The sequence below is a fragment of the bacterium genome (genome assembly GCA_009926305.1).
Classification (GTDB): Bacteria; Bdellovibrionota_C; UBA2361; order UBA2361; family RFPC01; genus RFPC01.
Genome location: RFPC01000069.1, coordinates 1 through 11,881 on the forward strand (window position 1 = coordinate 1; position 11,881 = coordinate 11,881).

Annotated in this window: 11 protein-coding genes; 1 reads left to right on the forward strand and 10 read right to left on the reverse strand. The window is 43.7% G+C overall.

Annotation, left to right across the window (positions count from 1 at the left end):
* From EBR25_10275 to EBR25_10295, 5 genes are all read right to left on the reverse strand, one after another.
* Positions 1-307, reverse strand: a 307-nt coding sequence (locus EBR25_10275) for a lipopolysaccharide biosynthesis protein RfbH (GenBank protein ID NBW41367.1), incomplete at its 3' end; no start/stop codon positions are given.
* A 4-nt stretch (positions 308-311) separates the two neighbouring features.
* Positions 312-1,370: a CDP-glucose 4,6-dehydratase gene (rfbG, locus tag EBR25_10280; GenBank protein NBW41368.1), complete on the reverse strand. Its 1,059-nt coding sequence runs from the start codon at positions 1,368-1,370 to the stop codon at positions 312-314.
* Positions 1,363-2,265 (reverse strand): NAD-dependent epimerase/dehydratase family protein, encoded by a 903-nt coding sequence (locus EBR25_10285; GenBank protein NBW41369.1) that lies wholly within the window; start codon positions 2,263-2,265, stop codon positions 1,363-1,365. Before EBR25_10285 ends, rfbG begins: the two co-directional genes overlap by 8 nt.
* 9 nt (positions 2,266-2,274) lie before the next feature.
* The gene (gene rfbF / locus EBR25_10290) at positions 2,275-3,045 is read right to left on the reverse strand and encodes a glucose-1-phosphate cytidylyltransferase (GenBank protein NBW41370.1); all 771 of its coding nucleotides are present in this window, start codon (positions 3,043-3,045) and stop codon (positions 2,275-2,277) included.
* Between the two features lie 3 nt (positions 3,046-3,048).
* Positions 3,049-4,200 (reverse strand): hypothetical protein, encoded by a 1,152-nt coding sequence (locus tag EBR25_10295; GenBank protein ID NBW41371.1) that lies wholly within the window; start codon positions 4,198-4,200, stop codon positions 3,049-3,051.
* 412 nt (positions 4,201-4,612) lie between these two features.
* Here EBR25_10295 and EBR25_10300 point away from each other — a divergent pair, with 412 nt between their 5' ends.
* Positions 4,613-6,274 carry a hypothetical protein gene (locus EBR25_10300; protein NBW41372.1) on the forward strand — a complete coding sequence of 554 codons (1,662 nt, stop codon included), beginning with the start codon at positions 4,613-4,615 and terminating at the stop codon, positions 6,272-6,274.
* On the opposite strand, the gene EBR25_10305 is transcribed toward EBR25_10300, so the two are convergent.
* Genes EBR25_10305 through asnB form a run of 5 tightly spaced genes read right to left on the reverse strand, consistent with a single transcriptional unit; the run spans position 6,268 to position 11,601 of the window.
* Positions 6,268-7,185, reverse strand: a complete 918-nt coding sequence (locus EBR25_10305) for a hypothetical protein (GenBank protein NBW41373.1) — start codon at positions 7,183-7,185, stop codon at positions 6,268-6,270. The two genes, EBR25_10300 and EBR25_10305, sit on opposite strands and share 7 nt — an antisense overlap.
* Positions 7,173-7,808 (reverse strand): PIG-L family deacetylase, encoded by a 636-nt coding sequence (locus tag EBR25_10310; protein ID NBW41374.1) that lies wholly within the window; start codon positions 7,806-7,808, stop codon positions 7,173-7,175. Before EBR25_10310 ends, EBR25_10305 begins: the two co-directional genes overlap by 13 nt.
* Before the next feature lie 8 nt (positions 7,809-7,816).
* Entirely contained in the window at positions 7,817-8,767 is a 951-nt protein-coding gene (locus EBR25_10315; protein NBW41375.1) for a gfo/Idh/MocA family oxidoreductase, read from the reverse strand.
* A 12-nt stretch (positions 8,768-8,779) separates the two neighbouring features.
* Positions 8,780-9,892 (reverse strand): glycosyltransferase family 1 protein, encoded by a 1,113-nt coding sequence (locus EBR25_10320; protein NBW41376.1) that lies wholly within the window; start codon positions 9,890-9,892, stop codon positions 8,780-8,782.
* Positions 9,889-11,601: an asparagine synthase (glutamine-hydrolyzing) gene (asnB, locus tag EBR25_10325; GenBank protein ID NBW41377.1), complete on the reverse strand. Its 1,713-nt coding sequence runs from the start codon at positions 11,599-11,601 to the stop codon at positions 9,889-9,891. Before asnB ends, EBR25_10320 begins: the two co-directional genes overlap by 4 nt.
* Positions 11,602-11,881: the final 280 nt, after the last annotated feature.

Genomic DNA, 11,881 nt, shown 5'->3' on the forward strand with positions numbered 1-11,881 from the left:
AAGGGGAGGTAAGTGCCGCTAGAGCAAGCAGGTTAGCACTCGATCCTGAATTTACCAGTCTCGCAAATCGGAGATTAAAAAAATCCGCGAATTTTTTCTCAAATTCCTCTGCAAAGCGGCCCGTGGTAAGCCAGAAATCCAGGCTTGAATCGATGAGATATTCTATTTCAAGATGATCAAATACTTTACCAGAAACTGGTATTGGACTAACCCCTGGAGCAAATGGTCTCGGCGCAAAGGCTACATCGTGATATTCCTTTACAAGTCCCACAATCTTTTTTCGAAGCTCTTGCTCAGAATGACTCATTCAACTACTCCATGTACTCTTTAATTTGTTGGATAGAGTAGGAAAGCATATTTTCTTCATTCCGAAACTCTTGTGTCCAATCGATAATCTTCTTTATGGCAACTTCTACATCCCATCGAGGTTTCCAATGAAGTTGCTCGCGGGCTTTTCCCGAACTCAACTTGAGGCAGGTTGTCTCATGCCCCAAGGTTAAGTCTGAGTCATAGCTACAGTGTGCTGGCTCAAACCACAATTCAGCAAGTGTTTCTGCAATCCAGCTTACAGGCCGAACGCCTTCATCTCCTGGACCAAAGTTCCAGGCGCCACAAAATCTTTCGCCATCATTTAGGAGATGTTCGGCAAGTAAGAGATAGCCGGACAGTGGCTCTAGGACATGCTGCCAGGGACGTATAGCGCTAGGATTTCTCAAAATAACCTTTTCACTTTTGAGAAAAGCCCTGATGCAGTCAGGGATAAGTCGATTTTCTGCCCAGTCTCCGCCTCCGATAACATTTCCCGCTCTTACGCTCGCTATGGCAGGCGTATCTCCGTTGAAGAACGATTGGTTGTATGCTGAAGTCACAAGTTCAGCACACGCCTTGCTATTTGAATATGGATCGAACCCACCCAGTCGATCGTTTTCACGATACCCCCATATCCATTCTTTGTTCTCATAACACTTATCAGAAGTCACCATTATGGCTGCCTTAACACATTTGGAAAGACGAATAGATTCTAACACATGTACTGTGCCCATTATATTTGTTGAGTACGTATCCACGGGAGTCTGATAGGATTCCTGAACAAGTGATTGGGCAGCAAGATGAAATATAATTTCAGGTTGAAATTCTTGTACTGCTTTATTGAGGCATTCTAAGTCTCTAACATCGGCATGATGCTCGGTTTCAATCAGAGAGCTTACGGAGCACAGTTCATAGAGTGATGGAGTTGTCGGTGCTTTTAAAGCGTAGCCTGCAACTTGAGCTCCAAGGTGATGTAACCACATTGTTAACCATGCGCCTTTGAAGCCAGTATGTCCCGTCAGAAAAACACGACGTCCCTTCCAGAACTCTCGATTAATCATCAGTTGCCTCATTCTTATAATTTAAGACTATTCTCTTAATACCATGCTCCCACGGAATAGTGGCTGACCAGCCCAAATTGTTTAGAGGTCCTATGTCCGCTATGGACTCCATGCACTCATTTTCACGATATTCCAACTTGCCAAATTCAAGAGCCGATGAACTTCCGACAGTTTGAGCAGCTAAAGTCAGAGTTTCTTTTATGCTATGAGCCACTCCCGTCCCGACCTGAAAGGTATGAAGACCAAAACGTGGCAACTTCGATTGTAAGGCCACATAACGAAAGGCTCGAGCCACATCGTGCACATGGATAAAATCTCGGCTTTGGAGACCGGGAGTGAGCTCAATGGTTGGTGTGTTGGAGGCAATTCGTTTTGCCATCATGGGGAGAAATTTTTGTTGAGAATCAGATGGCCCATACATGTGTTCAATTTGCATATTCGCAATATACATTCGGGAGGCATACAGTTCCAGCCAAGAAAATAGTTGTTTTTTAGAGAGTCGATATTCTACAAGATATGGATAGGGATCAGGGATTCTTGAGAAAAAAGAGTCCGAGTTTATAAAGCAGTGACATCCACTTCGGGCGCCAGCCTCAAGCGCTTTAATAGGCAGCAAAATATTTGCTTCTATCAAATCTGCTAGAGCTGCTCCCTCTTTCTGCTGGTATTGTACTGCGGCATTGATGATAACATCGAATTGATTCTGTTCTACAGCTAAGGAAATTGACTGCTCGTCGAGCCTTATCAATTTTACCGAATCAAGGATGTCTTTGATTCTGAAAGTATTTGAACTCGCTCTGAGAGTTGTAAAAACTTCGCAATCAGGGAGGAACTCACGTATTAAGTGACTGCCAAGGAATCCGGTTCCTCCAATGATTAGAATCTTGCGTTTCATAATTCAAGCTCACCAGACCTTCCAGAATGCCTTATCCTCACTCCAAAGTTTATTCATATGTTTGAGATCTCGTTCATGGTCAACACACTCCCAATTCCCAGTGTGTTTAAACACAGAGATTTGATTTTCAGCAGTTAAGGTGTCAAAGGCTCCATATTCCAGGTCACATGACTCGTCTGGCGTCAGGTAGTTAAGCAACATTTTATCAAAAACCATAAAGCCTCCATTGATTAGGCCAGATGAGGTCTGAGGCTTTTCTTGAAATTCTAGCAGTGTGCCATTTTCTTCGATCAGTTCGCCGAATCTTGCTGGAGGATGCACTCCTGAGATGGTAACAATTTTACCCTTCTGATTGTGAAATGTAATGAGATCGGGAATCGAAATATCAGAGAGACCATCGCCATAGGTAACCATGTTGATGTCATCGAGATAACGCTCGATTCTTTTCAAACGAGCTCCTTTCAGGGAGTTCAGCCCTGTATCAACAAGTGTGACCTTCCAGTCGGCTTCTTCATTGGTATTGTGAAAAGTGATATCGCCAGAGCCAAGTTCAATGGTGAAGTCGCTTGAGTGCGACTTGTAGTTATAGAAGTAATGCTTAATCACATCAGCCTTATAGCCTAGGCTGATGACAAAGTCCTTAAAACCATAATGGGCATATATTTTCATAATATGCCAGAGAATTGGTTTACCACCTACGGATACCATTGGTTTTGGTATCTGTTCTGTGATTTCGCCTAGTCGAGTACCATAGCCTCCTGCAAGTATCACAACTTTCATGAATTATCCTCTCTGACTCATATGTTCCTTGGCTGAGCAGTCAGCCTCAAATATTTTGTTCAGATGCACAGAGTTGTTGAAGCTCTGGCTCCATTTTCGTGCTTCTTCTCTCGGGATGGGGGTATCGATTAATTGGCGAATCTTATCAGCACTTACTCTCAGATCGGGAGTGAGTCTGCAAACAAATTGTTCCGGTATCTCATGGTGAAAGCCAAATGCCGTATCAACAACTCCTACTCTTCCATTATAGAATATTGACTTAATAAGACTGCCTTCAACTGGAGCCGACCACAGACTGGGGACCAGAACCATCCTACAATGTGTAACATGCTCCTTGAGACCATTCTCCCAAGTCATGGGCCTGAAAATACAGTTTTCTGAAAGAGGGACTCTTGGGCCACCTATCAGATCGTAAATTTCATTTACGGGACACGGGAAGAGTATGCGAAGCTCAGGAATTAAAAATGCGAGTTGAATAGCGTATAACACACCCTTTGCTGAGTGAGTTGCGCCATGATAGACAAGGTCAAATTTCTCATTAGGCTGAGAATCAGCATCTGTAACAACACATTCATTAGTTGACATGCCGACAATTGTGGTCCGAGTTGTCTCCCCGAAATGTTTTTTGAGCATTAACTCCTGCCCTCGTGTCTGGCAGAAAAAGCTAATTTTATGGGCATTTTTCTGAAGGAATAGAAGGAATTCCATGTTTTCTGGAACTGGATAAGGGAGGGGATGAGACCTGCAAATTGGAAGTACCTTTCTAGGATTTCCTAGACACTCCAGGCATTCGCGCATTTCTCCAGCTATATGATTATACGACTGCAGGCAGAAGAATCCATTATCCAGTACATATAAGCGAATGTCGGAGTTGCTTTCTATCAGTTGTTCAACCAACCGATGGCCGAGATATTGTGGGTGCGCGATGACTATTGTCGAGTTGCTGATAGTCCTTATTTGTTCGCGCTCTACCGCCGTAAATTCTTGTCCTGGTAAAGGAGAAATGACGGAAAAGCCGCAGTCGATTGCATGTTGAAACAGAACTCGAAAGAATCTTCCAGAGCCAGAGTTGCCTGGTGGTAATCCCGCAATAAGGTATGCTCCTCCCTCAGGAAAGGGGATAGGACCCTCCGGCGAATTCATATTTTCTGCCATAGACCACCCTGAAAGATGCTAATAATCAACTCTCCAATTGAGATGCAGTTGCCAGGTCATTGGAATCACAAAAGGTTTTTGCTAAATGAGGTATAAATCCGTTCCTCGAACATAGTATGACTGCTACGGCTACTTACGAGAAGAGGAAATCCCCCCGTGTCCTAGCACCAAAACATTATTTGAAAATAGTTTCCTAAAATGTAGCTAGAATGAAAATCAATCCAGCACTTAACTGTAATGGCTGGGTGCTCAATACTATTTTTTGGTGGAATATGAAGGTGAGGGGCTTGTGTTTATCAAGAAGGGACTAAAAAGGTTGGTCCCTAGTAGCGGTGAGACTGCATCTTATGGAACAGTGTCGATGAACGATGCTGATGAGGCAATATCACTCCTTTCGTTGTTCATATGCTGAATGAGTTGCATGAAAAATCTGGAAAAAAAACCTAAGCTTCTCTATTTTCGTTGGCCATTAGATCGTGCCCCTCAATTCGTAAAAGCGCTTTTCGATAGAATATTCATTGATGGCCTGTCTATTCATTTTGACCTAGAGGTTGTTAGTGATAGCGGAGACTATGGTGAGATATGTGACCGTCTCAGCCCAGATATCTGCATGTTTGAAAGTGGCACCAATGGTCTTTTGGCTCCAGAGTTTCAAATTACAAATACATCGGCTCATCCGAATATACCTAAAATCGGTTTCCTTCGCGCGGATCCCATGTGTAATTCAAGGGTAGCTTTTTTCGTGGATATGGAACGGTGGGGAATAGATACATTTTTTACCTATGTAACTGCGTCAGAAGAGTATACTCCAGAGCTGGGCTCTCAGATGTTTTATTGGCCTTTTGCGATAGCACCCCAAATATATCGTGACTATGGTGTTGATAAAGTCATACCAAGTTTGTTCCTCGGAAACAGTGATGCACTGCAGTATGCGTGGCGTAGAGAGAATAAAGAGTTTATTTCTTCCCGTATTCCTACCCTTACCGATAGACACTTAGCATGGGATCCGGAGACAGCGAGTAGAGCTTTGTATGGTGAAGCGTATGCAAAGTTGATTAATGCGGCACAATTCGTGGCAACTTGTGGAGGGATGACAAAAACCTTAGTCAATAAGCATTTAGAGATCCCAGGGTCATATGCTTGTCTCGTTACGGAAGAAATTCCTGTTCTCCATGAATTAGGTTTTAAGGATATGCACAATTGCGTAATGGGGTCTGGCAAACCTCTGGTTGAGAAAATGGAGCATCTCTTGGACTGCCCAGAGCAGTTAATGGAAATTACAAAGGCAGGCTATGAGTTGGTCCATAACAACCATACGCAAGCGCATAGAACCCAGATACGAGATTACTATGATCTTATTCAAGACTTAAGAGCAGGAGAAGAGATTGTTCAAGATACCATTGCGAGTCCCTTGAGAAAGGTTGCGTGTAATGGTGCTAAAGGAACAATCCAAATTAACTCTAAGCCTCTTGACCGAGAGCTCCTTATGCAGGGTTTACAGCAAGAGTTGAGCGGAAATTTTATCCGCGCGATAGAGTTGTATGAGGAATCGCATAGTTTTTGTAATTATTCCTCTGAGCAGCGCTTTCGTCTGGGAAATGTTTACCTACAACTTGGCCAACTCGAGGAGGCCATTAAATGTTTTGCGCAAGATATAGAGCATACTACGCAGGTGATGGGCTCATTGGAACCAGATCCGCTTACCTGGACATACTTTACGCTTTGTTGCCTCATTTCCCAAAATGAAGATACGGTGCGTACCATGCTGAGCAGTTTTCCAAATATGAGGCGTATGGAACGTGAGCGAATCAATTGGCTGGCTTGTCTTGTCTTGGGGGATGACTCGAAAAGAGTGCAGTTCGGGGAATACTTATTTCAGCAGCCACCAGGATATCGTAGAAGTATTCAAGTTGAACCTCAACGCGGGATACTTGAGCAGTTCGAATTCTGGGCCGAAATATGTGCAGTTAATAATGTGATGAGCCTTGCCGATAAGATCAGACTGTTCATTAACGAAGCGCGTGCCATAAACTCGTCCGAGAAGGCACTAAGAGACTTTTTTACAACTTACTGAGATGTGTTTGGTTTTCGAGTTCGCAAAGGCTTCGCTGGATTGCCAGCGACAATCGTGTTTTCAGCTACTGGCTTAATGACAACGCTGCCTATTCCAATTAAGGCGTCATCTCCAATCTGAGTTTTGTGAGTAATTGAGGCTTGGGGGGCAATCCAGACGCGCTTTCCAACTTTTACGCTACCACTTACCTCAGCTCCAGCGATAATAAGAGACTTTTCTCCGATGTGGACGTTATGAGCAATAAATACATGATCGTCAATTTTTACATAATCTTCAAGCACCGTGTCATCGAGTGTGCCTCGAGCTATGGCCGTTAATGATCCAACTTCAACGTAATTACCGATGATTACGCTACCAAGATGGGGAATTCTAAGGGGAGTTTCGCTCTCATCAAATTCGAATCCAAATCCTTCTTCGCCAATAATACATCCACTTTTTATGTGGCAATGTGAGCCAATAACGACCGAATCTGCAATTTTTACAAAATCACCTATAGATGTATCTTTCCCAATTTGTACTCCGGCACCAATTACGCAGTATTCTCCAATAGAGACTCCATCAGCTATAACCGCACTAGGATCAATGACTGCGGTTTTTGCAATTTTAGGCGCAGATTTTGAAACAAAAAACTGATGTAGCACCTCAGCAAATCGAAGACGAGGATTCTCACAGAGACAATATGTGAAGCTAACCTCTGTATTTGGCATCTCCGTAATGAGGACAAAAATGTCTTTTAATCCCTCCAATAAACTCAGTCTTGGCTCTGTCGGTTCTTGACAGAACACGATTGAATTCCTGTCTGCTTTATCAAGCGAACGAGCATTGATTATTGGTATATCATTTCCAATAAGCTCCGTTTGGAGGAAACTTGCTATCTCACTCGCTTGAGTTGCTTTATTCAGACTACCCATCTTAACACCTCAAATGCCTCCGCATACGTAGCGGAAACGGTTACTCCTCGACTTCGTGCCCAAGCCCTCACAAAGTCTTCTGACGCATAGGGCTTATGTTGCTGAGATTCGTATTTGCCTAGGGCTTCTACCTTACAGTTTATATGGGTTTCATCGAGGCGAATAATAAGGTGAGAGCGAGTCTCAATCGTATTCCACGGCAATTCATAGCCAAGAATCGTCGTAAGCTTAAACGCACGAAATCCCTCTTGAGCAATAGTTTGATGGTCTTGATGTATATCAAGCCTTGAAGGAACCAGAACTACATCAGGTTCAAGTTCACGTTGAATTTTTACGAGTACTTCGAGAATCTCTTGCCTGACGCTGGGAAAGTAGCGGACATTGAAGTCGTAGTAACGCCTATTTGCCTCTGGTATGCCCAGAATATTAGCAGCTTGCTCAGACTCATGGAGTAGTGTTTCAGCGTGATATCCAACGGGAAGTGACTGAACAGCATTTGAAAATGTTGCTATGTGAACATCAGAACCAGATTCAATGAATTTGCGGAGAGTGCCCCCTGCACCAAATTCTGCATCGTCTGTATGTGGCGCTAAAATGAGGACTTTCTTCTTTGATTCAAACATTCCTTTCCTTAAACAAACGAGCTCAAGTACGGATGAAAGTCTCCTTTGTGACCGATTGGAACGGCGTTACGAATAGATGTTGCAATTTCGATTGACGGCCGGGCATGCTCTATTCCGAAGCCATTGCCAGCCATGATCTCTTTATAGGTTTCGGTATGAAGATCCGTAAACCCCTCGGAGAACTCCAGCTCCTTCCCACTAATAGTAATTGAGCGAAAGGTGGACTTTCCTTCTCTCAACGCTATTTCTGGTAAATCTCTACGATTAATCGATAAAAACCATCTTACACGTGCCTTTTCAAATTCTAAGAACCCAGCAGCTCTTCTTGGTTCTGAAACATGTGTTACTGACTGCTGAAGTTCCCCAAATACAAATCCGAGCATATCAAAGAAATGTATTCCTATATTCGTACTGACACCTCCCGACTTATCGGCTACTCCTTTCCAAGAATAATCATACCATTTACCTCGAGATGTAATATACATCAAATCAACATCATACTTTGAGTCTCGAGATTCAAACTCCACTCTCCGTTTTAGTTCTTTTATTGTTTGATGTAAGCGTAGCTGTAGAACAGTATAAATTTTTTTCCCCGTACTTTCTTCAAGCTCGACGAGTGAATCAAGATTACGCGCATTAATCACAAGCGGTTTCTCACAGATGGCATGCATATCGTTTTTTAGTGCAAATCGAATATGAGCATCATGGAGATAGTTTGGGGAGCAAATGCTCGTGTAATCAAGGTGTAGCCCCTTGCTTTGCATCCGATTCACATGTCTATCGAACCGTTCAAACTCTGTAAAAAATGCGGTCTCTGGGAAATAGCTATCCAGTATCCCAACATTATCATGGCTGTCTAGCGCCACGGCTAGAGAGTTGCCTGTCTCTTTTATGGCTTTTAAATGTCTGGGAGCGATGTATCCAGCAGCCCCAATAAAGGCAAAATGTTTTGTGTCCATATGCTTTCCCTATCAGGCAGAGTGGTGGAGTACTTGTGTTTCCAGAAGCTCCTCCATGATTAATTTAAACTCACGAGCCCTCGTTCGCATACCATGTAATTTAAGACACTTCTCCTGCCCCTTTTTAGCAATAGTTTCAGCCCTCTCCCTATTGTTCAAGTAAAAGTAGATTTTTTCTATCATCTCCTCATGGGAGCGAAACGTCTCAATTTCTTCTCCAGGAGTAAAATAGCGTGTTAGAGTGTCGTGGTGGTCCATGAGGAGTAAAGACCCCGCCCCGGTGACCTCAAACATTCGCATGTTGCCATCAGCTCCGTCTGTTATATCTCCAGTAATGTTGAGAACAATCTGTGCGCTGGCGAGTGCCTTGTGCATCTCAGATGCCCACAGGGCCCCTCGGTCATACATAAGCACTCCAGCTGGAACTGATTCTCTATGGCAATATCCAATGTGATAATGAATTGAAAATTCTCCTTTCCAGCCTAGAGGAGCCTTGGCTACTTCCAAGAGCGCGTTTATTCTCCGACTATGTAAAGTTTCATGAAAGCCTCCTGAAAACAAAACGTCAACATCCTTGGTGATGCCAGAGTGTTGTTCCAACATCCATTCAGGAAAGCCAGGTTGAAATGCTATAGCCCTTGGAGCGCCATGATTGAGTGCCATTTTACGACAGGCATCTGAACTACTGAGAATTGCGTCAAATAGGCGAAAGTCGGTCCCTTCTGGTATGACAGAAGCTCTCCATCCAACAACCACTTGAGGACGATAGGAGAGCGAAGCAATAAATGCTGAGTCATAGCCAATAGGATGTGATATGTACAGAATCTCTGGTCTAAAATATTCTATTTGAGCACGTACAATATCTTGTTCGGTCGTCTGCTCATTCATCGCCAGTCCATGCTCAAGCCCCCAGCGTATCTGGGACGAGTAAGCATTTGCGATAATAGTATTTGTAGTATAGCCCTCATTCTTTAGTGTTCGAGCATGAAGATGGGCGGCAGAGAATCCATCATCAAGAATTGTATCTACTTGCTGTTTCCATGGCTGGTGCACAAGCTCAGGTCGGAGCGAATAGAAGTCTTGAAGATAGTTATCATAAAACGAGTGTATTTGTAGGAATTTCATTGAGATACCTCCTGTTGAAGGCTATGAGGCCTCTCGTTTTCTATGAACATGAGCTGCCATAGTACAAAACTCAATCGAGTCCAAACCTCCAGCGATAGTCCCCAGTCCTTCTGTATCCAAGCAGCATTACGAGTCTTTTCGGCAATTTGTTTTCCTAATGTTGGACCATCGAAGTGTGGACATTGAAGCCATAGAGGATGATGTACTAGTTCGAGTATTAAGTTCCTTAGTCCTCCGTTGAACCACTCAATCATAGGTGAATTGAAACCGATTTTTGAACGTCTTGTTCTTATGCCTTCTGGTAAGATTCCTTTCATGGCATCTCGTAGAATACGCTTTGTAAGACCACCACCTAGCTTACTGCTAAATGGAAGCGAGAAAGCATAGGTCACGAGACGCCAGTCCATGAAGGGCATACGAACTTCTACGCCATGTGCCATTGAGCATCTATCGTAGTTTCTTAAAATTCCTGGAAGAATGTCATGGTGAAACTCTCGATATAAATGGCTATTCAATTCAGAAGATCTATAGTCCAGTTGCCAAGCATATCCTGCTAGTAACTCATCCCCTCCGTGTCCATCTAGGCTCACCACCGAACCATGCTGCCTCAGATTTCTATAAACGCCCCAAACCGGTACCGCAATTGCCCCGGAGAGGTCATCCATCGCCCAGACTGACTCGACCACGTAATTCACAGCTTCGTCTGGATCAAAGATCCAGTATTGCGGGGATGCTCCGATGTGTTTCACTACTTGGTCAGCGTATTTGCGCTCATCAACCATGGTTCCTGGAAAGGTAGCTATGGAGGTCCTTTGCCAGTCGGACTGTCGCCGCTCGCATGTTCCGGATTGCTGTTGGATTTCCGCTATGGTGCATGCCACAGAGCTGGAATCGATTCCACCACTGAGACAGGTTCCAACAGGAACATCGCTGCGCAAGCGTAGTCGTACAGAGTCGAAGAAGAGCTCTTTAAACATTTGTACTTGGTCTTCGTAACTGTCTTCTATTTGTATGATATGGTCAGCAGTGTTCCACCACTGCGATATCTCAATCTTTCCGTTGGTCCCTATTTTTAAGTAATGTCCAGCCCTGAGCCGGTGGACATTCTGAAGCAACGTCTCTGAATAATTCCCCTCGAATGATACATTTTGAGTAAGAGCTATTCCCGCCATCTGATCATTAAGTTTTGTTGTGAAGTTCTGTAAGTGTCGAAAAGCTTTAAGCTCAGAGGCGAATGTAAATCGGGAGCTTACTTCAAAATATAGAGGCTTAATTCCAAATCGATCTCTTGCTAGAAAGAGCTCTCGAGAGCGAGAGTTCCAAATGGCAAAAGCCCACATGCCATTGAATTCCAGTAAGCAGTTTTCACCCCAGTGAATATAGGCAGCAACGATTACTTCAGTGTCAGTTTGTGTTCGAAACTGATAGCCTGCGTCCTTAAGTCTGTCTCTTATTTCAATGAAATTATATATCTCGCCATTAAATGTTATCCAATAAGTGGTGCCATCTGGTGCGGTATATGGCATTGGACATTTTCCTTGCTCACTTAAATCTAGAATTGCTAAGCGCGTATGCCCAAGAGCAAGGTCGCCATCGATCATTACATCTGAACCATCTGGTCCTCTATGATTCAAAGATGAGGTAAAGCCACGAATTTCGGATTCCTCGACAGGCATTCCAAAGTTGAATATTCCAGTAATCCCACACATAAGCTTCCAGAACAGAATTAGAGTTAGACAAATACATCACTTGAGATGACAAATCATGGTGAAAGGGTGCATCTGAAGCTATCTGGGGAGCGGTGCAGAGAGATAAAAAAGTGGCGTGTTTACAGATGGTTATTGTCTTGAGAGATTTGGAAACAGAATTGTAACAGCTCTTGCCACGGGCATTTTTCTCTGCTTTTCATCTATTGGTTTGTGTACGGCAGTCAGAAGACTAAAGTCAGGGGCTCTGGTATTTCCCAGTGAGTAGCCACCACTGCTCCCA